Origin of the sequence: Desulfosediminicola flagellatus (assembly GCF_005116655.2) — a bacterium.
Taxonomy (GTDB): Bacteria; Desulfobacterota; Desulfobulbia; order Desulfobulbales; family Desulfocapsaceae; genus Desulfopila; species Desulfopila flagellata.
The window spans coordinates 4,976,847-4,994,775 of record NZ_CP050698.1 but is presented as its reverse complement, the minus strand read 5'-3'; the positions used below and the strand labels follow the sequence as shown (position 1 = coordinate 4,994,775).

The following is a 17,929-nucleotide window of genomic DNA, read 5'->3' as shown; positions in this document are numbered from 1 at the left end:
GTTGAGGTAGAATCCATTTGAGGTAGTTTACTTCGGCAGTATGGCTTGTATCTCTATGAGTGAAAAATCACTTCATTTTCCTGATATCCATAAATTCACCGCTCTTCACCGTTTCAGGAAGGTTGCTAATGCGTTGTGCAATAGTTTTGGCAGCTTTATCCGGTTGCGGCATGGCATCTGTATTGCGACTGGATTTAATTCGGTTAAGTGTCGGATAGTGAGGGGAGTTATCCTGGCTGCATAGATCTTCCTGCATGGGGGAGTCGATTAGGCCTGGTGCAAGGGCTGTGAAATGTGTATCAGGAAGTTCCGCAGCATACAGTTTTATCATCATGTTCAACGCAGCTTTTGAAATACCATAGCCGTTCCAGCCACGTGCACCGCTGGTGGAAGCTCCTGAAGAGATGGCTACAATCTGTTGTACTGCAATTTCTTCCTGAACAAAAAAATCGATGATGAGTTTGTTCGACCAAAGATTAACGTCCATTACTTCGTGCAGGGTTTCCAGCGAAGCGTCAACCATATCTCCAAAACTTCCAAGAATGCCTGCATTGAGAATAACCAGATCAAGCGATTTTACATCGATCAGCTCTCTAATCCCGAGTACAACCGATTCAAATGCTGATAGATCAACGGAGACAAACCTGAAATTTTCATCATCTATGAGGCCTTTCGGTACTCTTCGACTCAGGCCGTAGACATACCAGCCGCGTTGCAGATAATATGTGGCCAACGCCTCACCTAAGCCGGAGCTTACACCTGTAATCAATACGCGCCTGCGAGTGGAATCTGCCATATGTCTCATCCTCTATGGTTGTGGTGATAAGTTGTTCTGATATCATAAACATTTGGGCGTCACTATGCCATGAGGGTGGTAGCTGGGAGGCTGTTTGAGATTGGCCTCTTGGTCAAACTCTTCGGGATTTTGAAAATACTAATTACCGCAGTCTCAGCTCTATGGTAGTGGTTGTATTATTTTTTTAATGTCTAAATTTTAACCAAAAAGCCTTTTCATACCTCTGGTGATTCTGGTTGTATAGAATCGATTAGCTGCATCATCTTTTTATGGTGTGAGCCTCGCCAGTAGACGTTATTGCAATGTCCGCACTGTTTGAATGTTGAATAATATTTCTTTGTCAGTGGCTCCAGTAAATGGAGAATATCGTTTTTATCTACATTTACTAGAGTTCCGTTACAATTGAGGCAGCGGCTGAATGGTTTGATCTGTGTGAACAGTCTATAGCGTTCGAGAACCTCAACGAGTTGCGTCTGATGGTCTTCTGAACGCAGTAATTGGCCATAATTGATTGCGTTGATTTTAAGTAACTCCCTGTTGCGGGTTAACACAATACGTTGCTCTTCAGTGGCTTGTTGTGCAATTGTTTGAAGGTTAGTGCCGGTAATATCGGTGGCATCAAAACCGATCATTCTGAGATCACGACCGAGTTTCAGTACGTTTATATCTATCAGAAATGTGTGGTCAGCAAATGGTGCCGGACGTAAGAGCGAGGGCATTGTGACAGAAATATCATCATTGAAGGGAGCAACCTGTATAACCGTATCTTTTTCCGGCAAATAATCAAAGCCCAGTTCAGTTTCTGCCCGGGTGATTCTGCCAACCTCTGTATGGGGTATACCAAGAGCTTCAATTATATCTTTTATTGAGGCCCTTCTGTTGAGTGGATAATAAACAATGCCTGTCTCTCGGGATTTGCGAAGCAACCCTTTGAGGTTACCTGTGAAATGTAGCTGTAGTATAGGTTCAGTCATATGCTATTACTACAGAGAGTCTTTGAGCCAGTTCCACGACACATCATTGTGGGAAGCGAACTCCGACTTTCTGCTGCCTATAATATGATATAATCGTTACCCATAACGGATGGATTGGCATCGAATCCATCTTCGGTATGGGCATCACTGTTATGATTCCTCTGAGTGTAGTATAGCATAGTATGGGTCTCTGAAATCTCGGATGGTGTAAAGTTAGTTGTGTTAGATCAGTAGACGGATAAGAATCGTAGCCAGACTTAGAAGAGTGAGAGTACCCAGTTTATAAGAGCGAGTAGAATCTTCACGATAGTAATGATGATGTTTTTTGCATAATCAAAAAGTGTAGCCGCGAGGGATTGTTCGTCTTCAGAATTTTCATAGCTGCCATCGGCTATACGTCTGGCTCGTTGTTCGGGGTCGGGGTGACTTGAAAGGAATGTGTGTCGTTTGGCGAGATCGGCTAATTTTCCGAGTGCGTTCACTGCACCATCTTTTCCGTAGCCCTCTGCTTCAAGGAACTGTACACCGTACGTATCAGCTTGGCGTTCTTCATGTTGTGAAAATTGTGCGCTGGTAAGCTGCTGTGCAAATGCCCCGACCACCGATCGGGCTATCTGACCAACCTCATTTTCCTGAGATGCCAAGCCCTTACGAATGGCACTTGAGGCATATGCAAGAACAACCTTTTTTCGTGAATGCTTTTTTACGACATGCCCCATCTCGTGGCCGATAACGAAGAGCAGTTCTTCATCGTTCATGAGATCCATAAGGCCGCTATAGACGCGAATGGTGCCGTCTGCCATGGCAAAGGCATTGATATCTTTTGTCAGGTATACCTTGAAATTGAACTGGTGGCCGTCTCTGGTCGTGTACGTGTCGATTAGTCTTCGTAAGCGTTTGTCATATTGATTAGATGTTGATGCCACCTGATGCGTACTGTCAGCCTCAATTGAGGCCTGCAAGGCAAGATCTCTTACACTCTCATCTGTGAGGGTTATGGCATTGACGGCATCTGAGGCGGCGTCAGTCAGGGTTAAAACATTGGTGTCTTCGCAGGAACTAAGCAACATGAATGACATCAGGATAAGTATAATTCGCTTCATGAAATGCTCCGGATTGTAAAGCACATTAGTGAATATGGTCTAAACGCAGGCACATAAGGTAGTGATGAAATATATACGGTGTATGGTGTTTGTAGTATTGTAGCCGAAGACATCTCTACTGGAAATAGTATACTATTCTGACTGGTTGCCTCAACCTCTCAGGTTAAGAATGTCTGTTTTAATCGAGTTGTGAACTGCAGATGTGGAAAATGACTGATGCCTGGTCGAAAAGTTACGTAATCACTTAAGGATAACTTTTCGAAATTAAGGTGTTTTGTGAGAATGCACTTTTTCGAGGTATACGATAGCAAGGTGACAAGGAGGCAGATATGAAAGAAGAGTACAACTACACTCTCACTGTGCCACTGCACGATCTGGAGAAAGTCCAGGAACTACTCGCCGAAGCACAATCTGAAAATCCGCAGATGAGAATGAGCAGAAAACCCAATACACGGGAGGCAGCTCGCTTTTATTTGAGCTTTCCGTATAAGGGCAGTCGGACTGATGAAAAATTTTATAAATGGCTTATAGCAATAAAACCGTTGGAATGGGATCTCTACGGACCCAATTACGGTATTTGGGGACTTTCATAAAGAGAGAGTTGTGGTCGTACAATGATGAGTTTGCGGATGACCAATAAACTGTTTGTATGGCACCCGAATTAAACTTCATTGAACATATTACGCGAAATGAGTGTGGGGTGTGTGTTACACGCCCCACACTCTTGCATGCATTATTCAGCTAAAAACTATGTTCAGTATTCGAGCCGTTTCTGCTCTTTTTCCTGCCGTATTGAGCATGCTCTGATAAATGCTTTTTTCTCTCCGTGCTTGTTTATGGATACTGAAGTTTTGCCCTGCTTGCCCTGATGGGTAACCCAGCTCACTTCATAACGATTAAGTTTTTCGTTCAGCCTGACACCGACGACCCCGGTTTTCGAAGAGGTCATAGTAACCATATGTTTATTGGTACGAACTTTACCAATTTTCACTTCTGTTTCGTTGCGCCATGAAATTGCGGAGAGAAGGCTTGAATAGTGGCCTCCACACTTGATATCAGAAAAGAATTTAGAGTGCGTCCTGCCTTTGAATCTGACACGAACGTACCAGCCATGAGTGCGCTTAGAGTCCTGATCGATTCGTGCTATGTCCTTATGCTTTTCTAGTAATATTTTTTGTTTATTTAGTTCTTTCATTTAATACCTTTTATTTATTGTAATAGTGTTAATCTTTGTCATTCGAAGGTCCGAATCCCCCGGCTATGGAACAACTATTGATGATCCTCATTATTTAGTGCAGCCTCCTATGGGTGATTGGTGTTATCCGAAAAGTGAAGACTCAGGATGATTTGAGTAATTCTTTATATTGCATAACGTATTGATGTAGTACTTGCAGTTTTGGTGCCAGTTATATAAATAAAAGCCATGGTGCTCTTATAGTTTGTTATAGTGAGCAGATGAGTCACACGTTGTGGTGCTGGGTATGGTGGTGGTGATTACATTGCTGAAATTCACATTTCGAATATGTAATTGGAATTCCATAATGTTCTGAATTTCATTGCAATAGGTAGGTGGTTACCTGCTGTGTTATTGGTAATCGGGGACAAGTAGTAAGCGTGTAACTGGCTTTTGGAATGAGAATAAATCGTGGTTATAAATCACGTTCTGAAGGTTAAGGAGATGTTTCTTTCTGCAGGGGTAGGATCTATTGTCTCATCTGTTCAGTTTAGTATTGAGATAGTGTAAGGATGGAAACTGGCCATCCTGCGAAGTGATACAATTTGTACGGTAATATCATTCTGTAACTGAGATACTGTCTGATTGAAGCGTGAAAACGCCTGAATTTGAGACGAATTTCGAGGGAATTAGGGCGGGAAAACAAGGTAATGATAACTACTCAGGGCTTGAAGTTGCGTGTTTTATATGAGTTACTTACAAGTGGAATGTTGAGGTTTTTGTAGATTTCTTATGGGAATTGAGTGAAAATTTATATCAACCACTTTAATATCGTAGCATTACGGCAATTTTGGCTATATTGTAGTGAAGTTCTTATCGTACAGGCAAATACCACAATAGTACCTTTTTCATGTTTTGACATGTGGTCGGTCGGGCGAAAGCCTGGTTTGAGCAAAGTACAGTGGTTGGCTTTCTTTTTTAAGTAACGGCCGTGTTTAAGGCGGCAACAATGAATAGTGAGGGAACAGTTATGTCAAAGATCAGCAAGATTATAGGCCGGGAAGTGATGGACTCAAGGGGTAACCCCACTGTGGAAGCAGATGTTTATCTCGAATCAGGAGCGTGGGGGCGTGCCTGTGCACCTTCTGGAGCATCTACAGGTTCACGCGAAGCACTGGAACTGCGGGATGGTGATAAAAGTCGTTATATGGGCAAAGGTGTACTAAAGGCAGTAGCCGCTGTAAATGATGAGATCCGACCTGCCCTGATTGGCCAAAATGCTTATGAACAGCAGGCTATCGATAAAATGATGATCGATCTTGATGGGACTGAGAACAAGGAAAAACTTGGTGCCAATGCTATTCTTGCTGTTTCGCTGGCCAATGCAAAAGCTGCGGCGATGGACAAAAACATTCCACTGTACCAGCATATTTCAGAGCTCAACGGAACTCCGGGTAAATATTCCATGCCTGTTCCGATGATGAATATCATTAATGGTGGTGAGCATGCCGATAATAACGTAGATATTCAGGAGTTTATGGTTCAGCCGGTAGGCGCCACAAATTTCCGTGAAGCATTACGCATGGGCGCTGAAATTTTCCATAATCTTAAAAAAGTATTGAGTGGCAAAGGGTTGAACACCGCCGTTGGTGATGAAGGTGGCTTTGCCCCGAATCTAGCTTCAAATGAAGAAGCGCTGGCCGTAATTACTCAGGCGGTTGAAGCTGCAGGGTACACAATGGGCAAAGACGTGACTCTGGCTCTTGATTGTGCTGCATCTGAGTTTTACGAGGATGGTAAATACGACCTTAAAGGTGAAGGAAAGGTTTTCAGTTCTGAAGAATTTGGTGATTATCTTGCAGAACTGGCCGAAAAATACCCTATTATTTCTATTGAAGATGGACTGGATGAGAGTGACTGGGAAGGCTGGGGGAGCCTAACCAATAAGATTGGCGGCAAAATTCAGTTGGTTGGTGACGATCTCTTTGTAACCAACACTAAAATCTTAAAGCGCGGTATTGAGACCAATGTTGCTAACTCCATTCTTATTAAGTTTAACCAGATCGGTTCCCTTACCGAGACTCTGGAAGCTATCAGGATGGCTAAAGAAGCTGGCTATACTGCTGTAATATCTCATCGAAGTGGTGAAACTGAAGATGCCACCATAGCTGACCTTGCCGTTGGTACAGCAGCGGGCCAGATAAAAACCGGATCGCTTTGTCGATCTGATCGTGTTGCCAAGTACAATCAGTTGCTCCGAATAGAAGAAGAGCTGGGCGGTGCAGCAGCATATAACGGTCGAAAAGAGATTAAAGGGCAGTAAGTGTATTAAACGATAAGGTATTTATCGATTTGTTGAAGTATCTCAGGTACCCCAGTTGTTGTTCTGCATTGAGCACATTTGGGGTGCCTGAGGAGTGGGGCATAGTGTGGTGGTCGCCAATTCTTCTTTATATGCTCGACTCCAAATCCTGTATGATTTTCACAGTGCATAGCCAGCAGAGGGAGAAAACTTCAAGGTCAGTTTGAATACATGCAGTGTATCAGCTTCCTATGAGGTTGTCCGATAAGGCTCTGAACCTCAAACTCTTCGAGATTTTAAAAAATTAATGCATTGCAATGTTTACTATATGATCGTGCTTATTTGTCCAGCAATGCTTTGATTTGCTGTGAATAATGTGCAATCAAACATATTCCTGAAGCATACCTCTTGCATCCAGAAAAGCCGCGATCAGATCTTTTTCTCAATATGTTTACGTGTCAACTTTTCAATCGGAGAGTGTTCAGTGGAGAGGGGGAAGAAAGAAAGAGCGAGCCGCCTTTTACTGATTGGCCGGGAGGGGTAGCCAGGCGGCTCTGTGCATCTGCATCTTTCTTGATACAGGATACTTTAAATTATCACGGACGAATTCAATCTGTCAAATCAATGAAATGATTATTAATTGTTGGATTTTGAGTATGTGTATCCAACGGATTGATAATACATTACTTGTCTGAAAATTCTGTCTGAAAAAAAATACACAAACATAATGTCAGTAATGAAAGAGGACGTAGGGGGGAAGGATTTCCTACAATAAAAACATCTTGGATGTGGTGTTGGTCTGGTAAGAGGTGAAACGGGATATAATACACGCTGGTCAACACAATGCTTAGTCCGGATTTTTCATGAGCTTTTTTATTTGAGAATAAAAAACAAACTGTTACTTGAGTTGGGGATTCTTTTAACATCAAATCAGGTGGTGGGTTTGTGAAAAAATACATATTAATTACGCGGGTGGGGTGAGGTATGACTCGTGCAGGTGCTGACAATGGATCAGAATACACTTCGGGAAAGTAAGATGCGCCTAACGAATAAATCCATTTAATTGTGTCTGGTTCATAAAAGGTCTGTTTTTTAGCCCTCGTTATGAAAAAAAATATCATTTTCATAAATAACTAATGTTCTGAGATTTCAACAGACAAGGTAGGTGCTTTCAGATTTTTCACTGCCCAAATAGTTGAAAAGCGTACTCGTCTTGAAAAATATATCTTGTGAAAAGAGTGACTATGACCTATATTCTCTTTCAGATAAATCATAGCACGAATTCCTCAGTTGCACTTTCACGATAGATACCTAAAAGTTTCCTGCTGAGTAAAGAAATACGGGGAGTATGCTAGAAACTTTTTTTTAGGGTAACACTTCTTTGCAAACAATATATTTTCCAGTGATTAAAATAACCAGAGATGCTGTCATGTTTTCGAACGGATTGGCAAGTTCTGGACAACCTTTGTTATTTAGTAAGGGAAACGGCTTATTCTAATATGCCGTACAGAATGACTCTTTATTTTAGTAAGTAAATCACGTGCCAGTTATACGATTCTCAAATAATAAATCTAGTTTCCAAAATACCTCAGCACAAATTGTGTTGTTGCTCTGGACTGTTTTGTTATCTCGTGACGTATCTATGTCAATATCCAAAGATCAATATACAGCGACCGGACCATTGGGTTCGGATGCGCTGACTAGAGGGCAGCATTGTAGTGATGATGCCCGAATAAAGGTGTCTGCCATACTTGACGCATTAATGCGAATGGCAGAACAATGTTGGGAAAGTCGAACTGCATTTTCAGATGCTATTGGTTTTCCCGCACAAGGCGGTACAGGTTTTCTGCGCCACCTTAAACGAACTTGCTGTGCTGTCTAAAAGATAGTATCAGCGTATTTCAACGGCTCCTAATGGAGTCGACCTACAACCGTGCAAGATTATAGCACAACGAACAAGGAGTAGTAACATGGCTGAAGGTACAGTTAAATGGTTTAATGATGCAAAAGGTTTTGGTTTCATCGAGCAGGATGGCGGAAAAGATGTATTCGTACATCACTCTGCTATTCAGTCTGAAGGCTTCAGATCTCTCCAGGAAGGCGAGAGAGTAAGCTTTGAGGTTGTTGATGGCGCTAAAGGTCCTGCTGCATCTAATGTACAGAAGATCTGATCGCTAGAATATCTCACGATATTCAAAAACCCCGCCCTTGTGGCGGGGTTTTTTTTGCTCTTTTTTTAGAATATCTTAAACAGGTAAGCGTGAAAACAGATTGTAATTCAATATATAAATACTATATATTGGATGTTATTACAGAATGCTTAAGTCGTTTAGATATTTAACAGGGTCCTCCACCATGTTGCAATCCAAGACATTGTCTTATGTGCTGGAAAGGTTGAAGCAGTCAACAATAGATTTGTTGCCTATAGTTGCTGTGATAGCCTTTTTTCAACTCGTTGTTATTCGACAACCGCTTCCACAACTCGGGGAAATGCTCGTAGGATTTCTGCTTGTGATTGCCGGTTTAAGTATGTTTATCCAGGGGCTTGAGATGGCGCTTTTTCCCATCGGGGAAACCATGGCTCAGGAGTTGTCCCGTAAAGGTAGTCTGTTCTGGTTACTGATTTTTGCTTTTGCACTCGGTTTTTCCACCACTGTAGCTGAACCCGCTCTGATTGCTATTTCCAAAGAGGCAGCACATATTGCCATGGAAGGCGGGCTTCTCGAAAATGAAGCCTCTGTCATGGCTAATTATGCGCTTGGTCTCAGAATGACAGTCGCCTTTTCTGTCGGTTTTGCAATTCTTCTCGGTGTGTTACGCATACTTCTGAACTGGCCGATTCATTTCATGATCATCAGTGGATATGTCCTGGTGATGCTCATTACCACCATTGCTCCTGATGAGATCATAGGTATCGCATACGATGCTGGTGGTGTAACGACCTCAACGATAACCGTACCGCTCGTTACCGCATTGGGAGTTGGCCTGGCAACAGTCATTCGGGGTCGAAATCCCCTGCTGGATGGTTTTGGCCTGATCGCTTTTGCTTCATTACTGCCAATGATGTTTGTTATGGTCTATGGCATCCTGTTTTTCGGTATTTGAAGAGGACTTGATGGAACTGTTAACGGATCTCCTGAAAACCCTTTTATTAACAAGCAGAGACCTTATTCCTATCGTTCTGTTATTTGGCTTTTTCCAACTTGTTGTCATAAAACAGCCGTTGGAAAATCTGACGAGGATTCTGGTTGGAAGTCTGTATGTATTAATTGGGTTAACTTTATTTTTAACCGGTCTTGAAGATGCCCTTTTTCCTCTTGGGAAAATCATGGCTGAGCAGTTGACCGACCCCGTTTTTCTGCAGGGCAGCGCTGCTTCGGTAGATCTGACAGACTGGAAAGTGTACTGGTGGATTTATGTGTTTGCAGCAGCAATTGGTTTTGCTACTACTGTCGCAGAACCGTCACTTATCGCCGTGGCTTACAAGGCCAAAGATGTCTCTGGTGGTGCTATTAACGAATGGGGACTGAGGATAACTGTCGCCATTGGTGTTGCGTTCGGCATTTGCCTCGGAACATTCAGGATCGTAACCGGAACACCGTTGTATATGTATATTATGGCGGGATATTGTGTTGTTATTGTTCAGACGTTTTTCTCACCAAAATCGTTGATCCCCTTGGCATATGATTCTGGTGGAGTTACCACCTCGACCGTAACAGTGCCCATCGTTGCAGCGCTAGGACTTGGTCTCTCTGCCTCGGTTCCCGGCAGAAATCCAGCTATTGACGGTTTCGGCCTGATCGCGTTTGCAAGCCTGTTTCCAATTATCACAGTTTTAGCTTATGCCCAGATTGCCCAGTGGCTTAGCACCAGAGAAGTTAAAGTAAAAACGACTAAAAAGGAGAAGTGAGATGAGGTTCAAGATTATCCTGGCTTCGGTCAAAACCACCTTGACCGACAAAATCGTTGACGCTGCCAAGGCGGCTGGTGCTACAGGCGCAACGATCATCCCGGCTCGCGGGACGGGAATTCGTGAGGCGAAAACCTTTTTCGGGTTAAGTCTTGAGGCGCAGACCGACATTATCATGTTCCTTTTAGAAGAACATATTGTTGATACTATACTTGAAACCATTGGCCGGGTCGGCGAGTTTGAAAAACCGGGTACAGGAATAGCTTTTGTGCTTCCTGTAGATCAGGTAATCGGTCTTGAGGCCCAGATGGACAGGTTTAAGAAATTTGCCGGAGAATGATGAGCACGGAGTTACTATTTTTCGTTACTATTCAGTGACTGACGAAAGTGGTGCGGTGTGGTAATTGGCTAAAATATATGGAGTAACTGGTGATCAACTATGGTTGTCAGACCTTCATATACTATGAGAGACGAAAAGAAACGAAAGCCGGATCCTCTTTAAGAAGATTCCGGCTTTTTTGTGCGTGATGGCAGGGGAACTTGTTACTTAGTGTAGAGTGCTGCTCCAAGTTCAAATGCACTTTCAAGGCTTTGGGTTTCACGTACAATTGCACCGTGATCAGCAACGCCCTTAACACTCAGGTGACCTATTACTTTTACACCGAGGAACGAGAGTATCTGACGAAGATCGTCACACACTTTTTCTGCAAGATCTTCCTGAGGATTACCACAGACTGCAGCGAGTACAGCGCGTTTTCCAGAAATTCTTGAGGTGTAATCAGGTCGCAGGAAAGCTCCCCAGTGATCGATAAATATTTTCAGATAACTTGATGAAGAAAGCCACCAGACGGGTGTGGCAATAACCAGACCATCAGCCTCTTTAATCATTTCGAGTTTTTCTGTTACCTTTGGAAACTGAAGGCATTGGCCGGCAGCCCTGCATCGACCACAGGCGCAACAGACATATTTCTGCATCTCAACCAGATCGATCTGCTCGACGATGTCATCCGGTGAACCAACCGATTTGATGCCTTCTACTATTTTGTTTGCTAATATATCTGTGTTGCTTTGCAATCTTGGGCTAGCCATCAGAACGATTGTTCTCTTCATTTTTTCTCCTTATCTGGAATTGCGCGGGGCAAAAAATAACTGAACTCTATTATGTACAGCTTTTTTGTGATTTCTGCAAAACGTTGCATATAGCAATAACGATTCTGATGAATTACTATTATGTACCATCATGCAGTACATTAAAAGATGCTCTCTTAATGGGTCTTGAAGACTTTGAAAGAAATTCCCTGAAAAGCATGATGTCTCAGGGAATACATTATTACGTACGGGATATACTATGGATCAATTTCCAAAATGTGATTTAAAAACAGGTGTGTGAAAACCCCCAGGACTTTCCGGCAGTTTGCCGGTAGCAGGAGTACAGATTCAGGAGACACCGCAGGCTACCCTTTCGAATGAACCGTTTACACAAGCACAGTTAGAAGCTATTCGATCGGCAATACAGAATAAATACAAAGATGTTGCAACAAAGTCCGCAGATGGGTTTTTTAAGTACACAGTCGGCAGGCAGGGAGCAATAGAGCTCGGCTACGACATGAGCATCATCAACGAAATGCCTGAAGATTTGCTGAGGTCATTTTGCGGGGTTGGCAACCCGTTCGGCATCGAACAAATTGCCGCAGGTAGCGTTGTACTTGACGTTGGTTGCGGTGCCGGGTTTGATATGATAGTGGCTCATTCACTCGTTGGTGAAACAGGTCGTGTTTGCGGTATTGATATGACTGCCGAGATGTTGGATAAGGCCGAGAGTAATTTCTCGAGGTTGGGAATTACGAAATGCGAAACTCAACTGGTCGATTCTGCGCGCATCCCTTATGAAGATGATACGTTTGATGTAGTTATCTCAAATGGAGTAATCAATCTCTCAGCTGAAAAACTTGAACTCTTCAAGGAAATTCGACGAGTATTGAAGCCGGGTGGGCGACTGCAGTTTGCCGATATGATCCTCAATAAGCCTCTTCCTCCGGGAATGTCCGGCAATCTTGATGCCTGGGCCCAGTGAATAGGTGGTGCGGTCTCCGTGCGAGATCAGATCGAACATATGCAGAAGGCTGGATTTGTTGATGTCGAGCATTTGGGAACAAGTGGTACGAGTACATCGCAATATACGGCGGGTGAATTGTTTAAAGCAAAAAAATAGCATACCGACTTTTGGTACTGCTGAATATGTCATCTCCTCTACCGGTGATGAGAGAGCTATGCTGAGGTTCAGGAGATGACGAGTATATGAATATTGACAGGCAGGAGAGTAAAGGGGATATTTCGGATAATACATCTCTCTTTGGCAGAACTATGCATCGCCCGGTTTGGGTGCTCTGGCTCTCCATCTTTACGCGGGCCCTTCATCAGGTTGGGGCTGCTCTTTTTCTCTGCCTCTATCTTTTTGCAGACAGGTTTACACTCCCTGATTTCTCTATCTACATGGCCGGTATAACCGGTGTGGTTTTATTCTTTGCTGAGGCCATGAGGCATCGTGAGGTGTATCGGGAAATTTCCGGCATGGTTACTTTGGCGAAATGTGTTTTACTCGGAGCTGGATTTCATGGTCTGCTACCCGCAGCTCCAGCAATACTGGCTGTATTTATTATTGCATCCATTGGATCACATGCTCCGAAAAATATCCGTCATCGGCGGATCTATTAAGCAGACGATTGTGAAATGACCATAACTCATGTAACACTGAGTCTGCTGGTTGTATTTCAGGGCAATGTGTTGTTAGTCACTCGTCACCGGCGGCAGGCTGGGGACGTTAGGTACCCGGATTAGAACTGAGGTAATTATGGACCCGAAAAGCGTAGATAAAAACGTTGTCGTTCAGACGATGATTCCCTGGCAGAACAGAGAGCAGTGGATGGAATTACAGCTTTCTATTGAGCGTATCTGTGACGGGATTGGTGAAGATACTCAGGCTATAACGGGATTGACTGAAAATATCCGCACAAGCTATTCTGCGGTTGATGCACAATTGCAGGAGCTTTGTGAGAAAACGTGTAGTTTGTGTAGCGATGTTTGCTGCATGCGGGCCACTGTCTGGTATGAGATACGGGATTTATTGTATCTGCAACTGGCAGGAAAGTCTTTTCAGGAAACTCAGGTGAGTCGTGAACCTGATGGAAGGTGCTGTTTTCTTTTAGATAACGGATGCAGCCTTCCTCGTGATGAACGACCATTTATCTGCACCTGGTATATATGTGCGGCTCAGAAAGCACTGTTGCAGGAGCAGGGCGAAGCTGGTGAATTACTTATTTCGCGTATTGGTGAAATACAGGAAAGTAGAAAAAATCTCGAAGAAAAATGCATTCAGGCTGTGCTGCCCGTATAGTAATATAACCGTAATACTATTTGATTAAGCGGTTTTGTCTGAGGAAAGAGCATGTTCCTCTATCTGGTCATATTCAGCATTGGAACTTTTGAACAACATGAACATGTATTTTTCTATCCGATTACCACTAATCCTCAGCTTCAAACGGTGAGGAGAAAGGCGTGAGGTGTAATGAACAGGAAAATGTTCACACACAGTAATTATCATATTTCACAACAGATTTGAGATTTTTTTGCCAAATGATGCCGTTGACTCCTCACACCTATCGCCTCACTCCATGTGGCTGAGTTTCGGTGGTAATATGATTTTTTTATACATGCGGTGTAATAGGCTCATTTGAATGCTCTTTACCTCAGATATTCCTGGAATGGCTTTTTCTCAAAATATTCGGAATTTTTAAGAAATAATGCTCTAAATATCAAGCATATGTTTCCGCTTGTTATTGTCAAATGTCCTCTACTTGAGAAGAAATTCCTATTCTCTGACAGCCTCCTGGTATGCATGGGAGATGTCTTTTCAAAAAATCTATAAAAAACTGTTGTGTTGTATTTCAAAATTGTACGGCTATATTGCGTACCAGCTGAAAAATGACCCGTTACTGAAGTGTTGAGACCTCAGAAGTTTCAATTGGCGGAAAAATTTTATTTTAGAATAAAAACGTTATATGGATTCACATCATGCTTGAGATGATGTGGCTGCCAGGTAGTAAATTGCGTATAGCACCCAGCATCCCCCATATTATATCATTTTACCTGTTCATTTCATGAAAACTACCTATAGACCAGATATTGACGGCCTGCGTGCCATAGCAGTTTTGGGAGTGCTTCTCTATCATCTGGATCATAACCTTTGCCCGGGAGGTTTCACTGGAGTAGATATTTTCTTTGTGATATCGGGATATTTGATCACTTCCATACTCGCACGGGAGATCAATGCGAAGGAATTCTCTTTAATACGATTTTACGAAAGGCGAATTCGCAGAATCTTACCAGCCTACTTTTTTCTCCTGCTGTTCACAACCATTCTTGGCTATCTTTTGCTAACCCCTGAGCCGTTGGAGCAATATGGCAAGGCAATGAGTAATAGCCTCGTTTTTATTTCAAATTTTCTGTTTGCAGGAAATGTGGATTATTTCGAAAAAACATTCGACTCCTCTCCTCTTCTTCATATGTGGAGCTTGTCGGTAGAGGAACAGTTTTACCTTCTCTGGCCATTGACCATGATTCTTTTGGCCAAATATTGTTCAAATCGAAGGTATGTGTATTTTTTCCTGATATTTCTGGGTAGCTCGTTGATTGCCAGTGAAATCCTTACTGTTTACTCGCCGAAGTTGGCATTTTTCATGATTTATTCGCGAGCATGGGAGTTGGGGGCCGGTGCGATGATAGCACTTCCTGTTCTCCCTAATATTTCATCGCAGAAAAAGGTCGAAATTCTCAGCGCAATCGGAATAGTGCTCATCTTCGCTTCCTTGATTTTTGTTAATGATACTTTGAGATTTCCCGGGATTTCCGCCACGCTTGCCGTCGTCGGTACTGTGCTGATTATATATTCGGGCAAATCAGGTGTATTGGGAGTTGTTCATCGATTTCTATCTCTGAAATTCATTGTTTTTATTGGTCTTATTTCCTATTCACTCTACCTGTGGCATTGGCCTGTAATTGCCTATGTAAAAAATTACCTGGGACGAGAGTTACGCTTTGGGGAAATTGTAGCCGTTGCACTATTTAGCATACTGGCAGCCTACGTTTCCTATAAATGGATAGAAACACCTTTCAGGCGAAAAGAACGGCCACGCCCTTTTACTCCACTCAATTTGCGATATCGCTTGATTAAGCGACCATTTGCCGGAGCGTTTGTTGTATCTATCATTTTACTTGCAGTGTCCATCTCAATAAGTCTCGATGGCCTCTCTTTTCGATTCACTCATCTCAATCAGCCCGATTTGTATAGTAAAAATCCATTTCGTGATGAATGCCATGTGTCTGGTTCAGAAACAGAACTACCCGGTTCAGAAAGCTGTGTGTATGATTATGGTAATAAAAAAGCAATTTTGTGGGGTGATTCTCATGCTGATCATTATATGCCAGCGCTTGAGACATGGGCTGAAAAAGATCACATCTCATTGCGGCAAATCTCCAAAAGTGCATGCCCTCCCTTAGTCGGAGATTTCACGGTGTACAGATCTTTCGATGGAATTAGCACAAAGTATGGAACATGTCTGAGCAGCAATGAAAAGGTGCTGGCAACAATCGATAATGAAAAGACTGAGGTGGTAGTTCTTGCCGGTCGGTGGGAAACATATTTTGCAAACGGCATGATCGAACCGCCTGAGACGTATTTTATTGACTCAGAAGCAGTCAGGCAGGATAGCGAAGAAACCGAACGGATATTCAAAAAATATTTTACCGAAATGGTTTTCAAACTCACAGAGAATGCTCATGAAGTGATAATCCTCGGGCAGATGCCTGAATTTCCTAACCATCCTCCTGAATGTTATTTAGAGGCGGAAACACCCTTCAAACGATGGGTGTATAATGATATTCATCCGTCAACGGATATATGTTCACTGGCTGTTGATATGATTGAACCTTCGCTATTACGATCCAGAGAGTTTCTTCAGCAATTGGGCAGCATGGAAAATGTCTTCTTTTTTGATCCTGTCCTCTATATGTGTAATGATTCTTCGTGCGAGGCAAAGCAGAATGAGAAGATTATATATCGGGACAGCAATCATCTAAACCTGGAGGGCGCACGATTTTTGCGTCCTATTCTGGCTGAAATTCTGCCATCAGCCTACCGCCTTTGATGCACATAAATTACACCCGACGTATTTATGCTTATGGTTGGAGAAGTGTCTCTTCATCTCTGTGTTGATTCATGGTACATAGGTGCGACGGAAAAACAGAAACACACTATAAAATCTATTGCTTACTCATCTCTTTAAGGGATTAAATATTTATTATGTCTAATGAAATTTCTACTATGTCTAATTATCGTATGACTGTTTCATATGACGGCCGCGCGTACCTTGGCTGGCAACGGCACGGCGACAAGCCGACCGTTCAATATGCCCTTGAGCAGGCGGTGGAGCAATTGTTTGGAGTTCGTGCGGCAGTAAGAGGATCTGGACGTACTGATCGAGGCGCACATGCTAATGGCCAGGTGGCGAGTGTCGAGCTTCCTGCAGGCTTACAGCCGGAAGATATCAAAGAACAGTTAAATAGTGTACTTGCAAAAGATCTTCGGGTAGTGGATGTGCGCGAAGTGCCGGATGATTTTCATGCCTGCGACAGCGCAATAGGGAAGCGCTATCGGTATGTGATCTGGAATGATAAAAAACTGCCGAAAGATCGTGATGGCAGGGTTTGGCATGTAACAAGCAGCCTCGACGTGCAGGCGATGATTGATGCCTGCTCTGTTTTTGAAGGCGAGCACGATTTTGCCTCTTTTGCTACTCGTCCAAACTTTAAACAGAAGATGACTCATCGTACCGTGACTATGGCGGTAATTAATCATGAGTTACCTGTTATTACCTTTGATATCTGTGCCGATGGCTTCCTCTATAAGATGGTGCGCAACATTGTCCGGGCAATTGTTAAAGTTGGTGAAGGGCGTTACACCCGCGAAGATTTGTGCCGTATCCTTGAGGCAAAGGACCGCAAGGCTGCACCGGGAACAGCTCCGGCATCAGGTTTATACCTTGAGTCAGTGTATTACAGTAAAGAAGAAATGAGTGAAGATGTTAACCGAGGTTTTTAAGGATGAGTAAATTCGAACACCTGCGCCACAAGCCAGGCTCTGAGCTTACCAGGCCGCGGGAGATAATAGTAGCATGTGCGCCGATGCGCAGTAATGTGAATGTTTCCAGTATTGCACGCACGGGAAGTGCATGCGCCATAGAACGGCTGGTCTTGACCGGTAATGCCAGTCTTATCTCAAAGATCGCCCGCGATGGTGAATCAGAACTTGATATCTCAACGCACCGAACTCTTCTTCCAGTGCTGAAACGGTTGAAAGATGATGGCTACCGGCTGGTAGGTCTTGAGCAGACAACGAATTCAGTGAGTATGCATTGCTACGAATTTTCGCGACGTACAGCCCTGGTGATTGGCAACGAACGTACAGGGTTAACTTCCGAAATTCTGGAAGTTTTAGATGATGTTGTTGAGATCCCTGTATATGGGTTACCCCATAGTTTTAATGCGGCTACTGCGACCAGTATTGCGCTTTATGAGTATTGTCGCCAATACCCGCAAGGATAGTGGCTCTTCAG

General features: G+C 43.3%; 18 protein-coding genes. 13 read left to right on the top strand and 5 right to left on the bottom strand.

Annotation, left to right across the window (positions count from 1 at the left end):
• Window positions 1-67: 67 nt before the first annotated feature.
• The 3 genes from FCL46_RS20745 to FCL46_RS20735 all read right to left on the bottom strand — a co-directional run bounded on the left by FCL46_RS20745 (window position 68) and on the right by FCL46_RS20735 (window position 2,873).
• A complete protein-coding gene (locus FCL46_RS20745; RefSeq protein ID WP_136806025.1) occupies window positions 68-796 on the bottom strand; it encodes an SDR family NAD(P)-dependent oxidoreductase in 729 nt (242 codons plus the stop codon).
• A gap of 215 nt (window positions 797-1,011) precedes the next feature.
• Window positions 1,012-1,770, bottom strand: a complete 759-nt coding sequence (locus FCL46_RS20740) for a Mut7-C RNAse domain-containing protein (RefSeq protein WP_136806024.1) — start codon at window positions 1,768-1,770, stop codon at window positions 1,012-1,014.
• 257 nt (window positions 1,771-2,027) lie between these two features.
• Window positions 2,028-2,873: a M48 family metallopeptidase gene (locus tag FCL46_RS20735; protein ID WP_136806023.1), complete on the bottom strand. Its 846-nt coding sequence runs from the start codon at window positions 2,871-2,873 to the stop codon at window positions 2,028-2,030.
• A gap of 329 nt (window positions 2,874-3,202) precedes the next feature.
• Here FCL46_RS20735 and FCL46_RS20730 point away from each other — a divergent pair, with 329 nt between their 5' ends.
• Entirely contained in the window at window positions 3,203-3,466 is a 264-nt protein-coding gene (locus tag FCL46_RS20730; protein ID WP_136806022.1) for a hypothetical protein, read from the top strand.
• 161 nt (window positions 3,467-3,627) lie between these two features.
• Here the strand turns inward: FCL46_RS20730 and FCL46_RS20725 are convergent, their stop codons facing one another.
• Entirely contained in the window at window positions 3,628-4,068 is a 441-nt protein-coding gene (locus FCL46_RS20725) for an AP2 domain-containing protein (protein WP_136806021.1), read from the bottom strand.
• A 1,009-nt stretch (window positions 4,069-5,077) separates the two neighbouring features.
• Between FCL46_RS20725 and eno the strand changes: the two genes are divergently transcribed.
• The 6 genes from eno to FCL46_RS20695 all read left to right on the top strand — a co-directional run bounded on the left by eno (window position 5,078) and on the right by FCL46_RS20695 (window position 10,599).
• Window positions 5,078-6,370 (top strand): phosphopyruvate hydratase, encoded by a 1,293-nt coding sequence (gene eno / locus FCL46_RS20720; protein WP_136806020.1) that lies wholly within the window; start codon window positions 5,078-5,080, stop codon window positions 6,368-6,370.
• Between the two features lie 1,621 nt (window positions 6,371-7,991).
• Window positions 7,992-8,231, top strand: coding sequence for a hypothetical protein (locus FCL46_RS20715; protein ID WP_136806019.1), 240 nt, complete (start codon window positions 7,992-7,994; stop codon window positions 8,229-8,231).
• 88 nt (window positions 8,232-8,319) lie between these two features.
• A complete protein-coding gene (locus tag FCL46_RS20710; RefSeq protein WP_136806018.1) occupies window positions 8,320-8,520 on the top strand; it encodes a cold-shock protein in 201 nt (66 codons plus the stop codon).
• Between the two features lie 184 nt (window positions 8,521-8,704).
• Window positions 8,705-9,454 (top strand): DUF1538 domain-containing protein, encoded by a 750-nt coding sequence (locus FCL46_RS20705; RefSeq protein WP_136806017.1) that lies wholly within the window; start codon window positions 8,705-8,707, stop codon window positions 9,452-9,454.
• Window positions 9,455-9,464: 10 nt separating this feature from the next.
• On the top strand, window positions 9,465-10,259 hold the full coding sequence (locus FCL46_RS20700) for a DUF1538 domain-containing protein (RefSeq protein WP_136806016.1): 795 nt from the start codon (window positions 9,465-9,467) through the stop codon (window positions 10,257-10,259).
• A gap of 1 nt (window position 10,260) precedes the next feature.
• Window positions 10,261-10,599 carry a P-II family nitrogen regulator gene (locus FCL46_RS20695; protein WP_136806015.1) on the top strand — a complete coding sequence of 113 codons (339 nt, stop codon included), beginning with the start codon at window positions 10,261-10,263 and terminating at the stop codon, window positions 10,597-10,599.
• 203 nt (window positions 10,600-10,802) lie between these two features.
• On the opposite strand, the gene FCL46_RS20690 is transcribed toward FCL46_RS20695, so the two are convergent.
• Window positions 10,803-11,369, bottom strand: a complete 567-nt coding sequence (locus FCL46_RS20690) for a flavodoxin family protein (RefSeq protein ID WP_136806014.1) — start codon at window positions 11,367-11,369, stop codon at window positions 10,803-10,805.
• 325 nt (window positions 11,370-11,694) lie between these two features.
• Between FCL46_RS20690 and FCL46_RS20685 the strand changes: the two genes are divergently transcribed.
• From FCL46_RS20685 to FCL46_RS20660, 6 genes are all read left to right on the top strand, one after another.
• Entirely contained in the window at window positions 11,695-12,471 is a 777-nt protein-coding gene (locus FCL46_RS20685; RefSeq protein WP_420811288.1) for a methyltransferase domain-containing protein, read from the top strand.
• Between the two features lie 86 nt (window positions 12,472-12,557).
• Window positions 12,558-12,974: a hypothetical protein gene (locus FCL46_RS20680; protein ID WP_228723261.1), complete on the top strand. Its 417-nt coding sequence runs from the start codon at window positions 12,558-12,560 to the stop codon at window positions 12,972-12,974.
• A gap of 136 nt (window positions 12,975-13,110) precedes the next feature.
• Window positions 13,111-13,653 (top strand): hypothetical protein, encoded by a 543-nt coding sequence (locus FCL46_RS20675; protein WP_136806012.1) that lies wholly within the window; start codon window positions 13,111-13,113, stop codon window positions 13,651-13,653.
• A gap of 763 nt (window positions 13,654-14,416) precedes the next feature.
• Window positions 14,417-16,462, top strand: a complete 2,046-nt coding sequence (locus tag FCL46_RS20670) for an acyltransferase family protein (protein ID WP_136806011.1) — start codon at window positions 14,417-14,419, stop codon at window positions 16,460-16,462.
• A 176-nt stretch (window positions 16,463-16,638) separates the two neighbouring features.
• Window positions 16,639-17,415: a tRNA pseudouridine(38-40) synthase TruA gene (truA, locus tag FCL46_RS20665; protein ID WP_167505773.1), complete on the top strand. Its 777-nt coding sequence runs from the start codon at window positions 16,639-16,641 to the stop codon at window positions 17,413-17,415.
• 2 nt (window positions 17,416-17,417) lie between these two features.
• Window positions 17,418-17,918, top strand: a complete 501-nt coding sequence (locus tag FCL46_RS20660; RefSeq protein ID WP_176371617.1) for a TrmH family RNA methyltransferase — start codon at window positions 17,418-17,420, stop codon at window positions 17,916-17,918.
• Window positions 17,919-17,929 lie beyond the last annotated feature (11 nt).